The organism is Streptomyces zingiberis (assembly GCF_012034935.1).
GTDB classification, from domain to species: domain Bacteria; phylum Actinomycetota; class Actinomycetes; order Streptomycetales; family Streptomycetaceae; genus Streptomyces; species Streptomyces zingiberis.
Genome location: NZ_JAATEN010000022.1, coordinates 20,939 through 42,938 on the forward strand (window position 1 = coordinate 20,939; position 22,000 = coordinate 42,938).

A 22,000-nucleotide genomic window follows, 5' to 3' on the forward strand; every position below is an offset into this window, starting at 1 on the left:
CGCATCCGCCGCGGCCCGCCGCGGCACCCCGCACTGACGAACTGATGGAGATTCCCCATGGCCAGTCCCCCCGGACCGCCCGAGGAGCCGGAGAGCACCGGCCCCCGGAACACCGAGAGCCCCGCCCCCGAGACCCCCGAGGTCTCCGTGACCCCCGGGAACCCGGGCCCGGAGAACGACGGGACCCCGGACACCACCTCCGAGACCTCCGACACCTCCGAGACCTCCGAGACCTCCGAGACCTCCGAGACCCCCGAGACCCCCGAGAACGGCGACGAGCGGATCCAGGGCGGCCCCACCGCCGTCCTCAAGGGTCAGCCCGGTTTCCGGGAGCCGCCCGAGGACTACGTCAAGGCCGCCAAGGTGGCCACCGACCACTGGCTGTCCGTGATCGACCGGCACTGGGAGGGCGAGCCGGGCGAGCCCGCGCCCTCCTGGGCCGTGCTGGGGCGCTGGCGCAGCGACGCGCGCGGCGAGATCGTGGAGTGGGAGGAGAACCCGGACTACCGCCCGTCGCCGGACGCCCACGGCTGGGCCCGGCCGGTCAGCCCCGCGGACGCCGCCGCCCAGCTCGTCGCCACCGGCTACGGCTCGGAGGAGCTGTTCGCGCTCTGCCTCGCCGACGCCGAGGTGGCCGTCTGCCTCGACGAACAGGGCGGTCTCTCCGTCACCGAGGCGCCCGACGGCACCCCCGCCGTGCCGGTCTTCCCGCCCTCACCGGAGCTGGACGGGGACCGGCTCCCGCCGCACGAGGTGATGCCCGTGCCGGCGCTGCTGGAGCGGCTGCCGGAGGGCAAGGAGGTGCTCTTCCTGAGTTCCTCCGCGCCCGTCGGCCAGCTGGTCACGGCGGACGCCCTGCGGGCGGGCAAGGCCGACCTGGAGCGGTTCGCGGCCGAGGAGGACGGCGACGAGTTCGGCGACGGGGCGGCCGGGTTCGGACCGTCGGAGCAGGACCAGGGAGCCTCCGGGCTGCTGGACTTCTCCGGCGGTGTCCCGTTCCCCGCCCCGGCGGTGACGGAGAGCGGCCCGCGCGCCGCGGTGGACGGCGGCGGACCCGGGAGCGCGGCGGAGGGCGAGCGCCCCGCCCCGGGAACGGCGGACGGCACCTGACCGTGACCGGCCCGGAAACGGAGGACGGCCCCGGCGGAAGGTGATTCCGCCGGGGCCGTCCGGGCTCTCCGGGCCGTCCGTGGCCGCCGGGAGGCCGGGCCGTGTCACGGACCGGCCGTGGGAGCCGGGGCGGTCAGCCCCGAGTGATGATCCACTCGTGGTTGTTCTGGCTCTCCTGGGTGCAGTGCCAGATGATCAGGTTCTTGTTCGGGTCCCCCGGCTCGTAGGAGTCCAGGCACATGTTGTTGCTGGCGAGGTTACGGATCCAGTAGCGGCCCTCGGCCCGCTTGTCCAGCCACCAGAGCTGGTTGTCGTTGAGGTTGGCGCCCCAGCACTTGTACTGGACGACCTTGGTGGCCGGGTCGACACCCCCGTTGCCGGGCAGGTCGAAGCAGAGGCTGTCGATGACGTTGCGGATCTGGAAGAGCGGGGTGCCGCCGGGACCCTTGTCGTCGAACATCTTCTCGAGGTTCCAGAGCTGGTTGTCCTCGTCGCTGCCGTCGCACCCGGCGTGCTGGATCGGGCCGCCCATCTTCCCGCTGCCCCTGCCGGGGATGTCCACGCAGGTGCCGTTGGTGTTGTTCTTGATCAGCACCCGGGTCAGCACCGGCGGCAGATCGCTCGGCTTCTTCTTCTTTTTCTTGACGGTGTTCTTCTCCTCCGCCTCCTTCTCAGGGGTGGCGGACGGCGACGGCGACTCCACCGCGACCGGGGGCGCCACGGGCGGCGGCACCGGCTTCTCCTTCTCCTTCTCGTCCTCGTCCTTCTTCGACGGCGAGGGAGAGGGCGACGGCGACTCGGCGACGAACTGACCCGCGATCCCGTCGTCCTCCTCCAGGACGGTGCCGGAGCCGGTGTTGGTGGTCTTCTCCTCGCCGCCCCCGCTCCTGCCGGTGGCCATGATCAGCAGGGGGACGGCGACGAGGATGGCGCCCGCCATCGCCGCGCCGGCGAGCACGGGCTTGTTGGGACGCCCGGGCAGCGGCTCGGCCAAGGCGGTCGCGCCCTTCCCGGAGTTCGCACCGGCACCGGCCGCCGCCACGGCGACGCCGCCGCCGTGCCCGTCACCGTCGCCCGTGGCCCGGGCCTGGCGCCGGCGGGCGGCCCAGCCGCGGATGCCGCCGGAGCGCGCGGCGTCGGCCGGCGCCGCGGCGGTGGCGGCCCCGGCCCCGGCGGTGGCGGCCCCGGCGGTGGCGGCCCCGGCGGTGACGGCCGTCCGGGAGGTGGGAGCGTCACCGGCGTGGATTCCGGCGGCGGAGTCCCGGGCCGTGTCCGGCGCCGCCTCCGCGTCCGCCGTGGCGTCCACGCCGCCGGCCTTCGCGGTCCCCGCGGCCGGAGTGCCGGAGGCCGCGCTGTCAGAGGTGCCAGAGGTGCCAGCGGGGTCAGAAGTGTTAGAGGTGTCAGAGGCGCCGGTGCTGCCAGTGGCGCCAGGAGTGCCGGAGGCGCCCGGCTCGTCCGGGTCCGTCTCCGGTTCGGAGGTGGGGCCGGCGGCCGTGCCACGGCGGGGGGTCACCGCGGACACGGACTTGGTCTCCGCCGGTGCCTCCGCCGGTGCCTCCGCCGGGGTCCCGGCCTTGGACCCGCCGCTCTCTGTACGGGTCGGCGGAAGCTCCCGCTCCGTACGGGGCTCCGGCTCGGTGCGGGACTCGGCGGAGTCCTTCCGGCCGGCGAGGCGGGCTTCGACGGTGGCGGCGTCGACCGCGGCGGCGTCCCCGGCGTCCGGGGTGGGGGTCCCCTGGGAGGTGGCCTCCCCGGCGGCGCCCGGGGCGGGGGCGCCGCCGGCGGCGGCCTGTCCCTCCTCGCGGGCGGAGGCTTCACCGGCTGGCTGATGCCGATCGGACATGTACTTCTCCTCGGGTCTCGGACTCGAGTCCGACGGGATGACGGGGCTGACGGGGGGACAGGAGCGGTCGGGGGGCGGTGCCGGGGCCGGGGTCAGGTCCCGGGCTCCGGCGCGGGTCTGCGGACGGGGTCGGGGGCCATGGGGCCCGCCGCCCGCAGATGGCGGGCCAGGCGCTCGGGGTCGGCACCGGCCCGCCGGGTCAGCTCACGGGCGAGCGCCGCGTGCAGCAGCCGGCGCGAGGACGGGGTGAGCGCGGACAGCACGACCTCGCGCGGCAGTTCGGGAAAACGGTAACGCCCGGCGGCGCGTGCCTCCGCGTCCGGGTCCGCGTCCCAGACGAGGACCCCCGCGGTGACCGCCGCGTCGGCGAGTGGGAGCAGCCGGTCCTGGGTCAGGCCCTGGACGGCGGCGAGCAGTTCGACGTCCAGCCACTCGCCGTCGGCGGCGGCGTGGCCGAGCAGCGTGCGGACCGGCCCGGGGAGGTCGGCGAGGCGCGCGTGGACGATGCTGCGCACCGCGGCCGGTATCCGCGCCGCCGGTCCGGTGCGCCGGTCGGCCGGGAGGTCCAGCAGCTCGCCGAGGGTGAAGGGGTTGCCCTCGGACCGCCGGTGGAGCGCCTGGACCGTCTCGGCCGGGGTGTCCTCCCCGCGGGCCCTGAGCAGGTCGGCCACGTCGTCGGCGGACAGTGGCTCCAGGTGCAGCCACGTCGCCCCGCGGCGGGCCAGTTCGGCGAGGAGACCGCCGAGTTCGCCCGCCGCGGGGCCGTCGGTCGTCCGCAGGGCGCACACGACGGCGACGGGGGCGTCCCGCACCACGCAGGCGAGCCGGCGCAGCAGGGCGCAGAAGTCCGGCGGCGCCCAGTCGAGGTCGTCGATGACGCACAGGGTGGGGCCGGGGCCCCGGGTGAGTTCGCGCAGGAGGGTCTCGAACGGCTCCTCGCCGGAGGTGCCCGGCCCGGCGGTGGTGGTGCCCCGGCTGCCACCGTCGTTGCTGTTGCTGTTGCTGTTGCTGTTGCTGTTGCTGTTGCTGTTGCTGTTGCTGTTGCTGTTGCTGTTGCCGGTGCCGGTGCCGTGGTCCGCCGGCGCGGTGGGGCTCTCGGCCGTGTCGCGGTCCGCCCGCAGCGCGTCGAGGAGCTGGGTGGTGGGGCAGAGCAGGGAGATCCCGTCGCTGCCGCCCAGCGCCTGCCCGCCGGTGGCCCGGGCCACGGTGAACCCCGCCTCCCCGGCTCGCGCGGCGACCTCCTCCAGCAGCCGGCTCTTGCCCGACCCCGGCTCGCCGGAGAGCACGGCCCACTGGGTGCGGCCGGCCGCGGCGGGCCCCAGCAGGCCGGTGAGCCGCGCGGTCTCCCCGGCCCGGCCCACCAGGGGCAGGCCGAAGGCTTCCGGTGTGCCGGACAGGGTGGTGGCGGAGCGGGGGGGCCGGGGGTCCCCGAGGACGTCCCGGTCGTGCCGGAGGACGGCGGTGTGCAGCTCACGCAGTTTCGGGCTGGGGTCCAGGCCCAGTTCCGACGCCAGCATGGTGCGGAACCGCTCGTACCGGTCCAGCGCCTCCACGGAGCGTCCCGCCAGGTAGAGCGCGCGCATCAGCAGCGCCCAGGACGCCTCCCGGAGCGGCGCGCCGACGGTGAGGTCCTCCGCCGCCTCCACCGCCCGCTCCGCGTCGCCGAGCTGGATGAGGAGGGCGGCGCGCAGTTCCTCGGCGTCCTGGCGCGCCGCGTTGAGGCGGGCGCTCTCGCGCAGCGCGAAGGCGTGCCCGGCAGCCTCGCCGAGCGCCTCGCCGCGCCAGAGCCCGAGCGCGGCGTCGATCTCCCGCTCGGCGGCCTGGAGCCGCCCGAGACGCAGGGCGTCCCGCGCGCGGTTGACGGACCGTTCGAAGGCGGTGGTGTCCCGCGCCTCCCGCGGCACCTTCAGGGCGTAGCCGGACGGGCCGCTGACGAGCACGGTGGACCGGCCCTGCCGTCCCGGTTCGAGCGCCGCGCGCAACCGGCTGACGTGGGCGCGGACCGAGGAGACGGCGCCGGTCGGCAGATCCCCCTGCCACAGGTCGTGGCAGAGTTCGCCGACGGAGACCGGGCGGCCGTCCTCGATCAGCAGCCGCGCGAGAAGGACCTTCCGCTGCCGCGGACCGAGGTCCACCGCGGTGTCACCCCGCAGTACCTCGACCGGGCCCAGCAGGCCGCACCACATGTCCTGACCCTGCGTTGCGTTCATGGCTCGCCCCACCTCCTGGCGGCACTCGCGGGCGACGCGACTCCCGTGCGCACCGCAGTGCGCAAGAGAAACACCTGTCTCAATATCGCCGTGAGGCGGCAGACTACGGCATGGAGGTTGCCGTGCCGGGCGTGATGTCATCCGGGAGGGACCGGCCCGGATCGTCCCGCGGTCCGGCCCCCGGCGGGACCACCGGGGGCTCTCTCGGGCGGAACGCCGCGATGGGGGCGCCGCCGGAGGAATCAGGCCCTCCGGAAGCGCCGCCGGCCGCGCCCCGGCCGAGATCCCGAACGTTGCCCCACCGGTCCCGGGACTCTGCCCGAGGGGGCATCCTTGCGCCGTGGCGCGTGCCCCTGCCGCCCTTCCGCCCGGTGCCCAGCCCGCCTACGGCACCGGGTTTTCCGCCACCGCCGGCACCCGCGCCGGCCCGGGTCCGCCCGGGCCCGCCCGGCCTCGCGGAGCCGGGCGCGGAGCCCCGCCCCCGTCCGTACCCGGGCCCGGGCCGTGGTGCCGGCCGGGCCCGCGTCCGGCATCCGCGCCGGACATCCCGCGTGAGGTGCCGTCAGCGTCCCACGGGGTCGCCGGCGGCGCCGTCGTGACGGGTGCGCAGCACCAGGTGGCCGCCGTGGTGCAGCGGCGTGTCCAGCCGCACCCGCGCCGCCTCCCGGCCCGTGCGCGCGTCGGCGAGGTGCACCTCGCCGTGGCCGCCGCGGGTGACGGCGACCCAGTCGGACCCCGGTGAGGCGGCCACCGCCCGCCGCTGGACGCCCTCCCAGGGGGTGCCGCCGCGCCGGGGGGCGCCCTCCATGGCGGGCAGGGGGAGGCGCCGGACGGTGCCGTCGGCGCCCAGCAGGACCAGCTCGTCACCGTCGGGGTGGACGCGGGTGAACGCGGTGTGGCTCCGGGCGAGGGCCAGCCGGAAGACGAGGCCGGGCCCGAGGTCCGTGCGTGCGGTGCGGCCCGTCGCCAGATCGTGGCGCCAGGCCTGGTTGCTCCACTCCGGCCACCGCAGGGGATCCGGGGGCCCGCCGCGCAGGGTGGACCACAGCGCCCGCCGCCGGGTGTCGAGCCGCAGGTACCAGCCTCGGGCGGGGGACTCCCACGGGATCACCGCCCCGGCCACGAGCGTGCCGCCGCTCCGCCGGGCCCGGTGTACCCCGTCGCCCGCGGCGGCGAACACCTCCCCCGGGCCGGGGTCGCACGCGTCGCCGTGGCCGTCGGGGGGCAGCGGCAGGAGCGTGTCCGGGGGGACCACGGGGCAGCCGGGCGGTGCCGCGAGGAGGCTCGCGAACCGGTGGACGGCCAGCGCCCCGGGTTCCCGGTGCCGCAGGACGACCAGCGGATCCCCGCCGTCCAGCACCGTCACCCCCGGCTCGCCGGCGCGCGTACGCACCCGCGCGGCCTCCCCGGTGGCCAGATCGGCCACCGTCAGCAGGTCCGACCACGGCGCGGTGTTCCCGCCCAGGCCGGTGGTGACCACCAGCCGGCGGCCGGACGGGTCGCCGGCGAGGTGTTCGGCCGGCACGGCGACCGGCACCGCGCGCTCCACGAGCGTCTCACCGAAGGGGTCGAGCACCAGCAGCTCCCCACGGCGGTCGTCGACGCAGGCCACCCGCCCCCCGGGCAGGGCCAGGAACCCGGCGTGCTCGGAGAGATGACGGCCGGTGAGGCGTCCGGTGACCGCGCCCTCCGGCACGGTCACCACGTGGACGGCTCCGGCCACGTGGTCGGAGACGAGCAGGACGGGGGCGGCGGGATCGGGCATCGGGCCTCCGGGAACTCGGGCTGGTTGATGAAAATGATTATCATGTATCTTCGGTGCGTCGCCGGTATCCGAGGAGAGAAGAGGGCAGCGATGCTGCGCACACCGTCGAGACGCGTCCGCGGCTGGTTCACCGCGACACTGGTGGGCTGCGCCCTGGCCGGCTGCGGCCCGGCTGCCGGGGAGCGGGCGGGCGGAGGGGCGAAGCCCCCGGCGAGGACGGAGGTGACCGCCGAGCCGATCGAGGCGGCGACGGAGCTGACCGACACCAAAGGCGTGCGGATCGCCCTGGAGAAACCGCCGGAGCGGATCGTCTGCCTGTTCGCGCTCTGCGACGACGCCCTGACCGAACTGGGCATCGTCCCGGTGGCCACCAACAGTGAACTCCTCGCCCACCCGGACTTCCTGGGGAAGGAGAAGGCCGCCGAGGTCGACGTCATCCCCGGTGGGTTCATCGCCCCGGAGGTGGAGGCGATCCTCTCCCACAAGCCCGATCTCGTGATCGGGCTGGGGGACACCCACGGCAAGCTCGCCCCGGCGCTGAAGGGCGCCACCACGTTCTGGTCCATGCAGCCCGGGACCTGGCAGGACAGCGTGGGTTACCTGCGCGACCTCGCGGCGCTGACCGGGCGTACCACGGAGGGGGAGAAGGCCGAACGGGCCTTCCGCGCCAGGCTCGCCGAGGCCGAGAAGGCCCCGAGCGGCAGGACCGCGCTCGTCATCTACGGCAGCGACGAGAACTTCGGCGTCGCCACCCCGGAGACCGACGTGACCGCCGGCCTCTTCCCCAGGATCGCCGAGTACCCCTGGAAGTCCCGGGGCGTGGAGGGCGGTTACAGCCTTGAGGAGATCCTCGCCAAGGACGTGGACGTGCTCTTCGTCGAGACCATGAGCTTCGGCGACGCGGACGGCAGGCTCTCGGAGAAGCTGGCCGCGAACCCCCTCTGGGGCAAGATCCCGGCGGTGCGGAACGGCGCGGTCCACGAGGTGAACTCCGAGGTGTGGGCCAAGGGGCGCGGCACCCGCTCACTGGGCATCGTCCTCGACGAGGCCACGGCCGCGCTGCGGTGAGCGGCTCCCCTTCCGTGCCCGCTCCGGCGCGCGCGACGGAGCCTGTCCCGGCCGGCCGCGCGCGGGGAACCCGCCGTCCGCCGCGCGGGGTCCGCGGATGGCAGCCCGTCCTGGTGGCGGTCCTCGCGGCCACCGCCTCGGTCTGCGCCCTGAGTCTCGGCACCCCTCTCGTCCCGCCGCACCGGCTGGCCGGCGCGGTGCTGGACGGGGACGCCACCCTCGCCGGGATCGTCGTCACCGAACTCCGCCTGCCCCGGCTGGTGCTGGCCGTGGTCGCGGGTGCCTGTCTGGGTGCGGCCGGGCTGGTGCTCCAGGAGGCGCTGCGCAACCCGCTGGCGGTGCCCGAGATGCTGGGGGTGTCCTCCGGGGCCGCGCTGGGAGTGGCCGCTCCCCTGGTGCTGGCCGTGTCGCTGCCCGCCGCCGTCCAGCCCCTGCTCGCCGTCGGCGGAGCCGCGCTGGGCGGCGGGCTGACCCTGCTCGCCGCCGGGCTGGGCCGCAGCCCGTCCGCGGTGCTGCTGACCGGAGCCGCGGTCGCGGCCGCGCTGCAAGCCGCGCTGCTCGTCCTGATGGTCATGGCCGACCAGCTCGACCTCCAGCTCATCTACCGCTACCTGCTCGGCTCCCTCTCCGCCCGGACGTGGGACGACGTCACGGGGCTGTGGCCGTGGCTGCTCGTCGCGGCCCCCGCCCTCGTGCTGTGCGCGCCGGTGCTGTCGGTGCTGCGGCTGGGTGACGAGGACGCCGAGGCGCTGGGCGTGCGGGTCCGGCGCGCCCGGCTGGCCGCGCTGGCCCTCGCCGTGGTGCTGATCGCCCCGGTGACGGCCGTGTGCGGGCCCGTGGCCTGGGTGGGGTTCCTCGCCCCGCACCTGGCCCGCTGGTTCACCCCCGCGGCGGGAGCCGTGCGCCGGCTCCCGTGGTCCGCCGCGTGGGGGGCCGTCGTCGTGGCGGTCGCCGATGTCCCGGCCCGGTTGGCCCTGGCTCCCGTGGAGACACCGGCCGGTGCCTGGACGGCCCTGCTCGGGGTGCCGGCCGGGGTCGCCCTGATGCGGGCGGGGGGCGGGCGCCGGGCGGTCCGGCGGGCCCGGGCGGGCTCCGGCGCCGCGCCGGCCGCCGCCGGGTACGGAACCCCGCCCGGCCCCCGGGCGGCGGCCGGCACGGCGCCCTCCGCCCCCGCCCCCGGGGCGGGTGGCGTTCACCGGGGCGGGCCCACGGGCGGCGGCCCCGCGGGCGCCTCCCGGCCCTCCGCCGCGGCGGCCGGGCCGGAGGACGAGCGGTGACCCGGCGTTTCGCGGTGCTCGCGGCCCTGGCCGTGGTCTGCGCGGGGGTGGGACTGGTGGCCGGGCGCGGCATGTCCCCGGTCGTGGCCTGGGAGGTCCTGGGCGGCGGCGGTGACCCGACGGAGCGTCACATCTTCTTCCAGCTCCGCCTGCCCCGGCTGCTGGTGGCCCTCGGCGCGGGCGCGTGCCTCGCCGTGGCCGGCCTGGTCCTTCAGTCCGCGCTGCGCAACCCGCTGGCCGGGCCCGAGGTGACGGGGGTGACGCCCGGGGCGGTCCTCGGTGCCGTCACCGCGACGGCCCTGGGTCTCGCCGGCTGGGAGTCGCCGGGGACGGTGGTCCTCGCCGCGGTCGCCGGCGGCTGTGCCGGCGCCACCTTGCTGTGGCTGCTCGCGGGCCGTGGCCGGGGCGATCCCGCGCGGACCGCGGTGCACGGGGTACTGGTGTCGGCCGTGCTCGGCGGGGGCACCGCCATGGTGCTCCTGGTGGAGCCGGGCGAACTCGGCAGCGTCGTCCAGTGGCTGGTGGGCACCACCGAGGGCCGGGTGTGGCAGCACTGGCAGCTGCTGTGGCCGTGGGCGCTCGCCTGGGGTGCGGCGGCCTGGCTGCTGGCCGGTCCGCTGACGCTGCTGCGGTGCGGGGACGACACCGCACTCGCCGCCGGTCTCGCCGCCCACCGGGCCCGGGCCCTCGCCCTGCTGTGCGCGGTCGCGCTGACGGCGGGCGCCGTGGCCGCCGTCGGGGCGCTGGGCTTCGTGGGGCTGCTCGTCCCGCATCTGGCCGTGGCGGTCTTCGGGGCGGACCTGCGGGTGAGCCTGCCGGGCGCCGCCCTGACGGGTGCGGTCGTGGTGGCCGGGGCGGACGCCGCCGCGCAACTCGCCTCGCGGCTGCTGGCCGAAGGGCTGGACGCCGGGCGCCTCACGCTGCCCGTCGGGGCCCTCACCGCGTGTCTCGGCGCCGCCCTGCTGCTGGTGGTCGTGCGCCGCACGCCGGGCCACACGTTCTGAGACCGCCCGCCGCCCCGGCGGTCCGCCGGCCGGCCCCCGCCGGCCTGACATCCGCCCCGCCGATCCAGGAGAACGGAACATGAGCGAGCCCGTGGGAATCCACGTCGAGGGGGTCCACTTCGGCTACCCCGGACGGCCCGTGCTGCGGGGGGTCGACCTGACCGTCCGGCCGGGTGAACTGGCCGCCCTCATCGGTCTGAACGGCTGCGGCAAGTCGACCCTGCTCCGGCTGGCCGCGGGCCTGCTGCGGCCGGACGAGGGGCGTGTGCTGCTCGGCGGGGACGACCTCGCCCGGCTCTCACGGCGCGCCGCGGCCCGGAGGGTGGCGCTGCTGCACCAGTCGTCCCCCGCCGTGCCGGGTATGACGGTGCGCCACCTCGTGCGGCAGGGCCGGTACGCGGCGCGCGGCCCGCTGGGCATGCTGCGCGAGGACGGCGACGGTGACCCCGTCGTGGCGCGGGCGCTGCGCGACGTCGGCGTGGAGCGGTGGGCCGGCCGGGAGGTCGACGCGCTGTCGGGGGGCGAGCGGCAGCGGGTGCGGCTGGCGATGGCGCTCGCCCAGGACACCCGCGTGCTGCTGCTCGACGAGCCGACCACCTACCTCGACCTCCACCACCAGCTGGACGTGTTGCGGACCGTGGTGCGGCTGCGCGCGGAACGCGGGCTCTCCGTGGTGATGGTGGTGCACGACCTCGCCCACGCGGCCCGGTTCGCCGAGCGTGTCGTCGCCCTGCGCGCGGGCCGCGTGGTGGCCGACGGGACACCGAAGGAGGTCGTCACGCCGGGGTTGCTGGCGGACGTGCTGCGGGTGGCCGGCCGGGTCGGCGAGGACCCCGAGGGGGGATGGCCGGTGTGTTATCCAGATCACCCGCTCCCCCCACTAGAATATGAAAATCATATTCATTAGAGTTCATGGCGGCGGTCAACCGAACGCCGTATCTCCCTGACGATGAAGGAGAGTTCATGGACAACGAGCAGGTCTTCGCACCGATCGCGGACCCGGGCCAGCTGGCCCACGACTCGGCCTCCCACTCCAACGCGCTCGTCGAGAACCCCTTCGACGACACGGAGGAGTGAGCACGGAGAAGTGAGCGGGGCTCAGCTCCCTCGACCGTGGGCCCGCCCGGCGCCTCCTCCGGCCGGGCGGGCCCACGCCCGCCGGAGCTCCTGCCCGCCGGAGCTCCTGCCCGCCGGAGCCCTCGCCCCTCAAAGCCCCAGCTCTTGCCCGTCCCAGGTTCACGCGTCAAGGAGGATCACCGTGTCCCGCAGCCGGCTCGTTCCCGGTGCCGAGGTCGTCGCCGTACCCGGGCGGGGTCTCGCCCTCCGCACCCCCGGAGGGGAGTTCCTCGGCGTCAGGACGGGCGGCGCGGACGAGCGGGCGCTGCTCGCGCGGCTCGCGGACGGCACCGCCGGCCCGGCGGACCCGGAACTCGACCGGGTCGTCCACGCGTTCGAGCAGGCCGGATATCTGACGGACGGCTCCCCGCCCGGTGGATGGCCCGCCGCCCGCCGGCGCGTCCTGCTGCTCGGCGACGCCGTGCTGACCGGACCGCTCGCCGCGCAGCTGACGGCCCTGGGCGCCGAGCCGTACCCCGCGCCGGCCGGGGCCGGCGACCCGCCCGCCACGGACCCCACGGCGCCGCCCGGCACCGGCGACCTGCTCGCCACGGACCCCGCCGCCGTCGTGTGGTGCCTCGACGGGCCCGTGCCCGGCGGCCTCTGGGACGGGGCCGACCGGCTGCCGGAGCACGGCGTCGCCTGGCTGCGCTGCCATCGGGAGGGCCGGCAGGCGTTCGTCGAGCCGGTGGCCGCCGCCCCCGGGGACGTCACCTCGGCCCACGTCCGTTCCCGCCGGCTCGCCGCCACCCCCGCGCACCGCGAACTGGCCGCGTACTGGAGCGGCCCCCGTGTCTCCGGCGCACCGGCCGGGCTCACCCCTCCGGCCGCCGCGCTGCTCGCCGCGCTGCTCGCCGAGGACCTCGGCCGGTGGGCCACCGGCACCCCCGGTCCGGACATCCTTCCCGCCCGGCTCCCCGCCCGGCTCCGGCTCCGCCGGGTGGACCTGACCACGCTGACCGTCACCGCACACCCGGTCCTCCCCGTCCCGGAGGTCGCGCCGGCGCCCGGTGGGCACGGATGACGGCGCCCGGCGCGGACACCGGCGGGCTCGCCACCGACGTCCGCCTCCCCGACGGCGCGGGCCCCTTCCCGGCCGTCCTCCTGCGCACCCCCTACGACCGCGCCCGGCACCTGCCCGAGGCGGACGGCTGGGCCCGGCACGGCTTCGCCGCCGTCGTCCAGGACGTGCGGGGCCGGTTCGCCGCGCCGGGGGAGTGGCGCCCGTACGAGAACGAGGCCGCCGACGGGGCGGCCGCCGCCCGCTGGGTCCGGCGGCAGCCGTGGAGCGACGGCCGGCTGGTCGCCGCCGGGGCCTCCTACGCCGCCCACTGCGCTCTCGTGCTCGCCCTCGACGCGCCGGAGGACGCCCGGCCGGACGCCGTCCTCGCCGCCGTGCCCGCCCTCGGCCCCGCGGAGACCGCACGCGAGGCGTCCGGCGTGGAACGGCTGCTCTCCCGCGCCGGGTGGTGGGCCGCCCACGGCGACCGGCGGGACTCCGACGAGGGCGCGCTGGAGAGGGCGCTCGCCGGCGATCCCGGTCTCCTCCGCCACCTGCCGCTGACCGGCCTCCCCGAGCGGCTGGGCCGGAGCCTGCCCTCCTGGGCCGGCCTGTGGCGCCACCACGGCCGCGGGCGTCTCGTGGCGCGGGCGGCGCACGCCGGGGTGCCGCTGCTGGCGGTGGGCGGCCACCACGACCACTTCGCCGAGGAGACCGTCGCGCTGTGGCGCGCCTGGGGCGGGCCCTCGGCCCGGCTGCTGCTGGGCCCCTGGGGGCACTCCCTGGTGACCACGCCCGGACCGGACGCGCGCCCCGCCCACCGGCTGAACCTCGGCGAGCTGTACGCGCGCTGGGCCCGCCGCGCCCTCGCCGGCGCCCTCACCCCCGGCCACCACGGCGCGCTGGCGCTGGGCGGCGCGGATCTGTGGCTGCCCGCCGCCACCGGCGGGCAGCTCCGCACGCCGCGGCTGGTGCCGCTGCACGGCGCCGCGTTCACCGCCGACCCCGGCCGGCCCGTCCGCTCCGACGACCTGGCCGTCCCCGCACCCCACGCGTCCCCCTCCGGGCGCCCGCCCGACCGGTGTGTGCTGGCCACCCCGCCGCTGCCGCGCCCGCTCGACGTGGCCGGCCCCGTGAGCGTGCGGCTGCGGGCCACCGCCCACACGCCGTCCGCCGACTGGGCCGCCCGGCTCGTCGCCCTCACGCCGGACGGTGCCGCCGAGCGGCTCGCCGCCGGTGTCGTCCGGCGCGCCGAACCGGCGGGCCGGCAGAGCGGGTTCACCGTCGGGCTCGGCCGGCTCGCGCGCCGGCTGCCGGCCGGTACCCGGCTGCGCCTGGAGATCGCCGGGCACCACTTCCCCGCCCACGCCCGCAACCCCCACACCGGTGAGGACCCGGTGACGGCGGACCGGCTGCTCGCCTCCCGGCGCGAGGTCGACCCGGCCGGCGTGGAGCTGAGGCTGCCCGTGCTCCCGTCCCGTCCCACCCCCGCCGACCCCGCCGAGGAGATTCTGCGATGACGGCGCTGCCACTGGAAGCACTCGTCGACCCCGTCTGCGGCATCGTCCGCAAGGTCAAGCCCGTGGAGCACCCCCCGGGCACCCCGCCCCGGTACACCGCGGTGACGGCCGAGGTGTCGGACGCCCGCAGGCTCGGCCTGTGGCCCGCCGACCGGGTCTCCCTCGGCACGACGTTCGGCGACCCGGAGCAGGCGCGGGTCGCCGCGATAGCCGAGGGGGTGGAGCGGTACTGCGGCAACCGTGTGCCGCCGCCCGGCCACCCCGGCGCCCCGGTGCGCGCCACGGCCGCCGAGCTGGCCGGCCGGGGCCTGCGGCTGTACGGCCCGGGGGAGCTGCCCGCGTACGCCCACTGGCAGTACATCCGGGAGAAGTTCCCCTACCGGCCCCTCACCCCCGGGACCCCGGCCCTGTGGACGCGCGGCACCGAACTGCTGCCGGGCGGGGCCTCCGCCGAGGTGTGGGCGCCGGTCGCGCTCACCCATCTCAACTGGCGCCAGGGCGACCTGCGCGAGCTGCCCCGCACCCACCACCTCAACTATGCCGGGATCGCCACCGGGCAGGGCCTGGACGACGCCGCCGAGCGCGGCCTGCTGGAGATCGTCGAACGCGACGCGCTGGAACTGTGGTGGCACCTGGACGGCCCGTCCCGCGGCATCGACCCGGCCAGCGTGCCCGGCCTCGCCGAGGACCTGGCGGGTTCCGCGCTCGAGGTCCACCTCGTCGAGATGGCCTCGGAGTTCGCCCCCTGCGTGGCCGCGCTCGTCCACGATCCGCGCCTCGGCCTGTACGCCGCCGGGTTCGCGTGCAAGTACGACCCGGCGGAAGCGGCCCGCAAGGCCGTCCTCGAAGCCGTCCACACCTGGGTCTTCACCCAGGGCCTGACCGGCCCCGGCGGCTGGGTGTTCCAGGCCGTCGAGGCCGGGCTGCTGGCGCGCGGCCTCTACCTGGACCACCGCGCCGACGGCCGCTACCTCGACGCGTGCGGCGAGCAGTTCGAGCACGTGCGGGACCTGGGAGCGCACGTGCAGGTGTGGCTGGACGAGCGGATGGCCGCCGAGGCCCGGCGGTTCACCGCGCCCGCGCTCGGAACGGTCCCCGTCGACGCGATCGCCCCCGGCGGCCGGGAACGGCTGGAGAGCGCGCTGCGCGCGGGCGGCCACCGGGTCATGACCTTCGACCTCACCACCGAGGACGTGGCCGAAACGGCCCTGCGCGTCGCCCGCGTCCTCGTCTCCGGGCTGCTGCCCAACGCGCCCGCCGCCTTCGGCTACTTCGGCTGCCCGCGTCTCGCCGGGGCCGCCGTCGCACGGGGCTGGCGCGACACGCCGCCGAGCGGGCCGGAGGACTTCACGCTGGCGCCCCCGCCGCACATGTGAGGACGCCACCGTGGAACACCGCTCCCCTGAGGACGAGGACCGCCCGGTGGATCTCGCCGCCGCCCTCGCCCGCGCCCGCTCCCCGGAGCGCCCCGGCCCCGACGCACCGGCCGGCGGCGCCGTCCGGTCCTGGCCGGGGCCGCCGCACCCGATCCCGGAGGCCGGCCCGGGCTCCCTCGACCTGCACACCCTGTTGCGGCTGTCCTTGGCGGCCTCCGACGGTTCCGGGCGCCTGCGCCCCACGCCGTCCGCCGGTGCCCTGCACCCGGTGGACTCCGAACTGGCCGTGGGCGAGGGCTGCTCCCTGCCGCCCGGCCGCTACGGCTACGACCCGCTCCGCCACCAGGTGCACCACCTCGGCGGGCCACCGCACGGCACACCACCGGGCCTGACCGCCGGACTCTCCGTCACCGCGCGCCGTACGGCCTCCCACTACGGCCACCGCGCCTGGCCGCTGCTGCTCCTGGACACCGGGCACGCCGCCGCTGCCCTCGTCCTCGCGGCCCGCGCGCCGGGCTCCGGCGAGCCCCGGGTGCGGCTGGACGGACGCACCGAACACCCCCTGGTCACCGTGCACATCCCGGCGCCCGGCCCCGCGCGCATCCCGCCGCCCGGCGGGCACATCCGGCCGTCCGCCGGGCACGTCCCGCCGCCCGCCGGGCCCGGCCCGGTGCGCCGGACCGCCGGCACCCCTGGCCCGCAGGCGCCGGATGGCGTCCACGTCCCCCGGACGCCGGAGGACGCCCGCGTCCGGCAGGTGCCGGAGGACGCCCGCGTCCCGCAGGTGCCGGGGGGTCCGCCCACCGCCGCCGAACTGCTGGCCCGCCGCAGCTCCCCGCCCCCGCTGCCGGGCACCCCGCCGCGGGACGCGCTCCACGCGGTCCTCACCACCGCTGCCCGGGCGGGCGGCGGCGAGCTGCGCTGGTGCGCCGCGGTCGGCCCACCGGAGCCCGGCCTGGTGGAACCGGCCGGTGACGGCACGGCCCTGCGGCGGTACGCGGCGGGCGACGCCCGGCCCGCGCTCGCCGCCTGGGCCGCGGGCCAGGCGTGGCTCGCGGACGCGGGCGCCGTCCTGCTCGCCCACGGCTGCCCCGCGGACGCCGGCGCCCCGCACATCCGCCGCGCTCATCTCCGGGCCGGCTTCGCCGTCCACCTGGCCCACATCGCCGCCCGGCGCCACGGGCTGGCCGCCCGGCCCGTCGGCTCCTGGCAGCAGGCGGACCTCGGCGCCGCGCTCGGAGCGGCCCCGGGCCGGGACTGGGTCGTGCACGCCCTGGCCCTCGGCACCCACCACGCCGACGAGGAGAAACCCCCGTGATCGTCCATCCCGAACTGCGCCGCGCCGCATGGCGCGTACGGCGCCCCCTGCTCGCGGCCACCCTGCTCCAGGGCGCCGTGACCCTCACCCACCTGGCGCAGGCCGCGCTGCTGGCCCTCGCGCTCGCCGGCCTGGCCCGCGGCGACACCGGCGGCCTCCCGTGGCTGCTGGCAGCGGTGCTCGCCGTCGTCGCCGCCCGCGCCGGGCTGGCCCTCGCGCAGCGGCGCGCCGCCACCCGTGGCGGGGCCCGGGCCCGGGTCGCCCTGCGGGACGAACTCCTCGCCCATCTCGGGCGGCTGGGGCCCTCCTGGCCGGCCACCGTGCGGGCCGGAGCCGTCCGCGCCACCCTCGTCGAGGGGGTGGAGGGCGTCGACGCCTACGTCTCCCGCTACCTGCCGCAGCTCCTGGTCACCCTGGCCGTGCCGCCCCTGGTCCTGGCCGCGCTGGCCGTGGTGGAACCCGCCGCCCTGCTCGGGCTGGTGCCCGCCCTGCTGCTGGCGCTGGCCGGGCCGCGCCTGTGGGACCGGCTGCTCGCCGCCCGCGGCAAGGAGCACTGGGACACCTACGAGGGGCTGGGCGCCGACTACCTGGAAGCCCTCCAGGGCATGCCGGCCCTGCGCGCCGCCGGAGCCGTCGGCCGGACCCGTGCCCGCCTGGAGGAGCGGTCCGCCGCGCTGCACCGGGCGACCGTCGCGAAACTGCGGGTGTCCCTGGCCGGCACCGGCCTCACCGACCTCGCCGTCCAGGGCGGCACGGCCGCCGCCGCGCTCCTGGCGTGCCGGTCGGCCGTCACCGGATCCACCACCGCGACCGGGACCTACCTGATGCTGCTGCTGGCCTCCGAGTGCTTCCGGCCGGTCCGGGACCTCGCCCGCGAGTGGCACGCCGGGTATCTGGGGGCCTCGGCCGCGGACGGCCTCGCGGCCCTGCGCACCGCCGAGCCGGCCGTCCCGGACCGCGGGACCGTGCCCGCGCACTGGCCGGGCCCGCCCGAACTGCGCTTCGAGAACGTCGGGTTCACCTACGACGGCGCCCCGGCGCCCGCCCTGCGCGGCGTCTCCTTCACCGCGCCGGCGGGGCGGACCACCGCGATCGTCGGGCCGTCCGGCGCGGGCAAGTCCACGCTCCTCGCCCTGCTCCTGCGCCACCACGACCCCCGGGAGGGCCGGATCACCCTGGACGGCCGTCCCACGACCGCGTACGCGCTGGACTCGCTGCGGCGGGGCATCGCCGTCGTCTCACAGGAGACGTACCTCTTCCACGCCACCATCGCCGCCAACCTGCGCCTCGCCCGGCCGGACGCCACGGACGCCGAACTGGCCCGCGCGGCCCGCGCCGCCGGGGTCCACGACGAGATCGCCGCCCTGCCCGGCGGGTACGCCACCGTCCTCGGCGAACGCGGCGCGACCCTCTCCGGCGGCCAGCGCCAGCGCCTCGCCCTCGCCCGGGCCCTGCTGGCCGACGCGCCGGTGCTCGTCCTCGACGAGGCCACCAGCTCCGTCGACGAACGCCGCGAGGCGGACATCGTCAGGGAACTGCCGGCGGCCACGCGCGGCCGGACCGTCCTGGTGGTCGCCCACCGGCCGGCCGCCGTCCGCCACGCCGACCACATCGTCGTCCTCGACGCCGGACGGGTGGACGCGGCCGGCGCGCACGCCGGCCTGATCGAGGCCGACGGCTTCTACACGCGGCTCGTCGAGGCGGGCCGCGTCCCCCGGGGAGAACTCGCCGCATGAGCACCACGGCCACCACCGCCGCCGGCACCACCACCGCCAACGCCACCGCCGACACCGACACCGGCACCGCCGGCACCCCGGCGGCCGGCCCCGGCACCCCGGGCCCGGAGGCACCCACGCGCGGAGCGCTGCGCGCCCTGCTCCCCGCGCTCGCCGCGCACCGCGCCCTGACGGCCCGCACCTGCGCCGCCGCCCTCCTCGAACAGGGCTCCCTCGTCGCGCTGCTGACCCTGGCCGCGCACACCGTGGGCACCGCCGTCCTCGACGGGCGCGCCCCCTCGGCCGGCACCGTCACCGCGCTCCTCGCCCTGGTCACCGTGCGCGCCCTGATGACCTGGCGCGAGATGGACCTCTCGCACGACCTGGCCTACCGGGTGCTGGCCGTGCTGCGGGTCCGTGTCTTCGACGGGCTCGCCCGCAGCGCGCCCGCCCGGGTCGCGGGGAGGCGCAGCGGCGACCTCGCGGCCACCGCCATGGCCGACGTGGAGGCGCTGGAGTTCTTCTACGCCCACACCACCGCCCAGCTGCTGGCGGCCGGGACGGTCCTCTCCGGGGCCACCGTGGTCCTCGCCACGGTGGAGCCGTGGCTGGTGGCGGTCGTGGCGCCGGTCGCGGCGCTGCTCGCCGCGGCCCCGTTCGCCGACGCGCGCGCCCGCGCGGCGCGCGGCGGCCGTACCCGCACCGCCGTCGCGGGGCTGTCGGCGGACACCGTGGAGACCGTCGACGGGCTGCGTGAACTGCTCGCCTTCGGCGCCCTCGCCGAACGCCGCCGCGCACTGGCCCGGCGGGGGCGGCAGGTGGGCCGGGCCCAGCGATCCGAGGCCACCTGGGAGACCGTCGCCGCCGCGGCGCGCGACCTCCTCATCGTGCTCGCGGCGCTGGGCGTGGTGGCCACGGTGGCGCACTCGGTCACCTCGGGCCGGCTGCACGGCGCGTGGGCTCCGGCGGCGCTGGCGCTGGCGCTGTCCGTCCTGGGCCCCGTCGCCGAGTCGGCCCGCGCCCTGAGCCAGGCCGTGGCGCTGCGCGCCGCCGCCTCCCGGGTCCGCGCGGCCGTCCGGGCCCCCGCCCTCGCCCCGCCGCCCGCCGCGCCCCGCCCCCTGCCTCCCGGACCGCTGGGCGTGCGGCTGCACGAGGTGAGCTTCGGCTACGGCGGCGCGCCCGTGCTGGACGGCCTCCGCCTGACCGTCCCCCCGGGCCGGACCCTCGCCCTGGTCGGCGCCTCCGGTGCCGGCAAGTCGACCTGTGCCCATCTGCTGGCCCGCTTCTGGGACCCGTCCGCCGGAGCCGTCCAGCTGCTGCCGGAGGGCGGCGACCCCGTGGATCTGCGGGAGGTGGACGACGCGGAACTGCGGCGCGCCGTCGTCCTGGTGGGGCAGGACACCCCGCTCTTCCACGGCACCCTCGCCGAGAACCTGCGGCTCGCCGCGCCCGACGCGGACGGCTCGGAACTCGCCGCGGCGGCACGGCGGTGCGGCGTCGACCGGATCGCCCCGCTGGACACCCTCGTCGGCGAGCGCGGCGCCACCCTCTCCGGAGGCCAGCGGGCCCGCGTCGCCCTCGCCCGCGCGCTGCTGGTCCGGCCGCGGGTCCTCGTGCTCGACGAGTCCACGGCCCACCTGGACAACGCCGGCGACGCCCGGCTCGCCACCGCGCTGGCGGCGGAGGGCCGCACCACGATCGTCATCGCCCACCGCCCGGCGACCATCCGCCGCGCCGACCGCATCGCCGTCCTCCGCGACGGCCGCGTGGCGGAGGAGGGCACCTGGGAGGAGCTCACCGCCCGCCCGGACAGCGCGCTCAACCACCTCCTCGCCACGACCCCCTCCTGAGCGAGGCCACCCGTCCCCGCCCGGCGGGCCGTGAGGGGCCTGAGAGCGCGGCCGAGGGCCGGGCGACCGGCAGTGGTGGACGCGCGTCACGCCGACGGCGTGGGCGCGCACCGAAAGAGCGCCCGACCGGTCGCGTGGCCGGGCGCTCCAACCGCCGTGTACCGACGGACGGTGCTACCGCTGCTCGAACTCACCATCCACTATGCCGCCGTTGAACGCGGCCCACTTGCCAGGGGCGAAGGCGAGGGCCGGGCCGACTCCGTTGTCCTTGCTGTCACGCGTGGCCACCCGTCCATCGGCCAGGAAGGCGACCTCTACACACTGGCCGTTGTTCTGAGAGTGGCTGGACCTACGCCACACCGCACCCGCAAGGTCTGAACTCATCATCGCGCAAACTCCTTTGCCGCTTGTCGAAGCATGTTCCGTGTGCCGTCGGCCTCCATGGCCGCCTCCCAGATCGATGTGAACGCCCGGTCGTACCGCTCGATCTCGTGCGACTTGTCGAGGTAGAGGTCACCGGTGAAGCCCTCCATGTAAACGGTGGGCGGCTCCATCGGCCGGCCGTCACCGTTGACAGGGAAACGGAGGATGGTGAACGGGCCGGACATGAGTCCCTGGTGCACGCCTGCCGAGAACGGCACGATCCGCAGCGAGACATTCGGCATGTCCATCACCTCCGCCAGCCGGTTCAACTGGCGAGTCATCACTTCGCCGCCGCCGATCGGCTGCCGGAGCACTGCTTCACCGAGGGCCAGTTCCAGGGTAGGCGGAGCGGTCACCCTGGTCAGCAGCTCCTGACGCGCGAGGCGAACGTGCACGCGACGTTCGATCTCATCGGGATCGACGTCGGGGTTGTCCGCCTGAATCAGGACGCGGGCGTAGTCCTCCGTCTGCACCAGCCCCGGCACGAGGTCCTTGATGTACTGCCGCATGTCGGCAGCCGCGCCTTCCAGCCCGATGAACAGGTCGAACCCCGCCGGAATCACATCGCCGTAGGAGTGCCACCACCCCCGGTTCTTCGTCTCCTTGGCCAGACCCATCAGGCCTTCGGTCAACTCGGCGCCAGCACCGTACACCCGGCACATGACCTCGACATCCAGGCTGCGCATGGACGTCTGCCCCGTCTCGATGCGCCAGATCTTCTGGTCCGACCACTCCAGGGCCGTCGCCGCCGCGCGTACGGTCAGTCGCGCACGATTGCGCAGCTCACGCAGGTGCCGCCCGAGTTGACGGCGAGGCACGGTCGAGCCGCTTGCCGCTCCTGCCACTTGATGTACCTCCGATCTGGAACCCACCTTACATCCGATATGGAATCCCTCGCATTGTCATTGCGGAATAGGAAATATCTGTTCGAAGATTCCGCCATCGGATATTCAATCTGGAGTGTTGCATATTCGAGTACTCCAGTGCTTCACTCGGTGGCCCCACGGGTGACCCACAGGCGCCCCATGCGATCCCAGGTGTGGTGAAGGAGACCGGAGAGCGATGAATCCGCTGATCTTTGGCTACATGCGCGTTCCCGACGGCATGAGTGACGAGGAGGCGAAGAAGAAGCGCGACGACCTCAACTCCTACGCGGCAAGAAACGGCTACCAGCTGGCGGCCGTATTCCACGAGTACGTGATGGGGGCGCAGGCGGCATTCACGGAATTGATCGAGGCGGTGAAGCACGCCGAGGCGAAGCACGTTGTCGTGACGTCCTACCGGGAGTTGGCGCTCGGCAAGCCGCTCCAGGACGCCATGCTGGCGCACCTGTCGTGGGTCACCGGTGCAGAGGTCATCAGCCTGGACGAGTGCGCATGACGGGCCAATCGCGACCGTACCGTCC

Annotated in this window: 17 protein-coding genes and 1 pseudogene; 13 read left to right on the forward strand and 5 right to left on the reverse strand. The window is 76.7% G+C overall.

The window, feature by feature from the left end; all coding sequences use genetic code 11:
* Positions 1–57 precede the first annotated feature (57 nt).
* Positions 58–1,110, forward strand: a complete 1,053-nt coding sequence (locus HCK00_RS22270; RefSeq protein WP_168103816.1) for a type VII secretion system-associated protein — start codon at positions 58–60, stop codon at positions 1,108–1,110.
* Between the two features lie 133 nt (positions 1,111–1,243).
* Here HCK00_RS22270 and HCK00_RS27035 read toward each other — a convergent pair whose 3' ends face one another.
* From HCK00_RS27035 to HCK00_RS22290, 3 genes are all read right to left on the reverse strand, one after another.
* Positions 1,244–2,953: an RICIN domain-containing protein gene (locus HCK00_RS27035; RefSeq protein WP_206320749.1), complete on the reverse strand. Its 1,710-nt coding sequence runs from the start codon at positions 2,951–2,953 to the stop codon at positions 1,244–1,246.
* A 92-nt stretch (positions 2,954–3,045) separates the two neighbouring features.
* Positions 3,046–5,163 carry an ATP-binding protein gene (locus HCK00_RS22285; protein ID WP_168103818.1) on the reverse strand — a complete coding sequence of 706 codons (2,118 nt, stop codon included), beginning with the start codon at positions 5,161–5,163 and terminating at the stop codon, positions 3,046–3,048.
* Between the two features lie 562 nt (positions 5,164–5,725).
* Entirely contained in the window at positions 5,726–6,928 is a 1,203-nt protein-coding gene (locus HCK00_RS22290; RefSeq protein WP_168103819.1) for a hypothetical protein, read from the reverse strand.
* A 90-nt stretch (positions 6,929–7,018) separates the two neighbouring features.
* Here HCK00_RS22290 and HCK00_RS22295 point away from each other — a divergent pair, with 90 nt between their 5' ends.
* From HCK00_RS22295 to HCK00_RS22340, 11 genes and pseudogenes are all read left to right on the forward strand, one after another.
* Positions 7,019–7,996 (forward strand): ABC transporter substrate-binding protein, encoded by a 978-nt coding sequence (locus HCK00_RS22295; protein ID WP_168103820.1) that lies wholly within the window; start codon positions 7,019–7,021, stop codon positions 7,994–7,996.
* Between the two features lie 110 nt (positions 7,997–8,106).
* A pseudogene (locus tag HCK00_RS22300) lies at positions 8,107–9,078 on the forward strand (FecCD family ABC transporter permease); the annotation flags it as partial.
* A gap of 191 nt (positions 9,079–9,269) precedes the next feature.
* A complete protein-coding gene (locus HCK00_RS22305; RefSeq protein WP_168103821.1) occupies positions 9,270–10,277 on the forward strand; it encodes a FecCD family ABC transporter permease in 1,008 nt (335 codons plus the stop codon).
* A 79-nt stretch (positions 10,278–10,356) separates the two neighbouring features.
* Complete coding sequence (locus HCK00_RS22310; protein ID WP_168103822.1) at positions 10,357–11,184, forward strand: ABC transporter ATP-binding protein; 828 nt, start codon at positions 10,357–10,359, stop codon at positions 11,182–11,184.
* Between the two features lie 56 nt (positions 11,185–11,240).
* Positions 11,241–11,354, forward strand: coding sequence for a streptamidine family RiPP (gene amiA, locus HCK00_RS27890; protein WP_240661371.1), 114 nt, complete (start codon positions 11,241–11,243; stop codon positions 11,352–11,354).
* Positions 11,355–11,535: 181 nt separating this feature from the next.
* Positions 11,536–12,417: a hypothetical protein gene (locus HCK00_RS22315; RefSeq protein ID WP_168103823.1), complete on the forward strand. Its 882-nt coding sequence runs from the start codon at positions 11,536–11,538 to the stop codon at positions 12,415–12,417.
* Entirely contained in the window at positions 12,414–13,913 is a 1,500-nt protein-coding gene (locus HCK00_RS22320; protein WP_168103824.1) for a CocE/NonD family hydrolase, read from the forward strand. The genes HCK00_RS22315 and HCK00_RS22320 overlap by 4 nt, the downstream gene beginning before the upstream one ends.
* Positions 13,910–15,289 carry a YcaO-like family protein gene (locus HCK00_RS22325; RefSeq protein WP_168103825.1) on the forward strand — a complete coding sequence of 460 codons (1,380 nt, stop codon included), beginning with the start codon at positions 13,910–13,912 and terminating at the stop codon, positions 15,287–15,289. Before HCK00_RS22320 ends, HCK00_RS22325 begins: the two co-directional genes overlap by 4 nt.
* A gap of 10 nt (positions 15,290–15,299) precedes the next feature.
* A complete protein-coding gene (locus HCK00_RS27895; RefSeq protein ID WP_240965994.1) occupies positions 15,300–16,607 on the forward strand; it encodes a nitroreductase family protein in 1,308 nt (435 codons plus the stop codon).
* On the forward strand, positions 16,604–18,343 hold the full coding sequence (locus HCK00_RS22335; protein ID WP_168103826.1) for an ABC transporter ATP-binding protein/permease: 1,740 nt from the start codon (positions 16,604–16,606) through the stop codon (positions 18,341–18,343). The genes HCK00_RS27895 and HCK00_RS22335 overlap by 4 nt, the downstream gene beginning before the upstream one ends.
* The gene (locus tag HCK00_RS22340) at positions 18,340–20,172 is read left to right on the forward strand and encodes an ABC transporter ATP-binding protein (protein WP_168103827.1); all 1,833 of its coding nucleotides are present in this window, start codon (positions 18,340–18,342) and stop codon (positions 20,170–20,172) included. Before HCK00_RS22335 ends, HCK00_RS22340 begins: the two co-directional genes overlap by 4 nt.
* Before the next feature lie 174 nt (positions 20,173–20,346).
* Here the strand turns inward: HCK00_RS22340 and HCK00_RS22345 are convergent, their stop codons facing one another.
* Together HCK00_RS22345 and HCK00_RS22350 are read right to left on the reverse strand one after the other, a co-directional pair.
* Complete coding sequence (locus HCK00_RS22345; protein ID WP_168103828.1) at positions 20,347–20,556, reverse strand: DUF397 domain-containing protein; 210 nt, start codon at positions 20,554–20,556, stop codon at positions 20,347–20,349.
* A complete protein-coding gene (locus HCK00_RS22350; protein WP_168103829.1) occupies positions 20,556–21,440 on the reverse strand; it encodes a helix-turn-helix domain-containing protein in 885 nt (294 codons plus the stop codon). Before HCK00_RS22350 ends, HCK00_RS22345 begins: the two co-directional genes overlap by 1 nt.
* Before the next feature lie 217 nt (positions 21,441–21,657).
* Between HCK00_RS22350 and HCK00_RS22355 the strand changes: the two genes are divergently transcribed.
* The gene (locus tag HCK00_RS22355; RefSeq protein ID WP_168103830.1) at positions 21,658–21,975 is read left to right on the forward strand and encodes a recombinase family protein; all 318 of its coding nucleotides are present in this window, start codon (positions 21,658–21,660) and stop codon (positions 21,973–21,975) included.
* Positions 21,976–22,000: the final 25 nt, after the last annotated feature.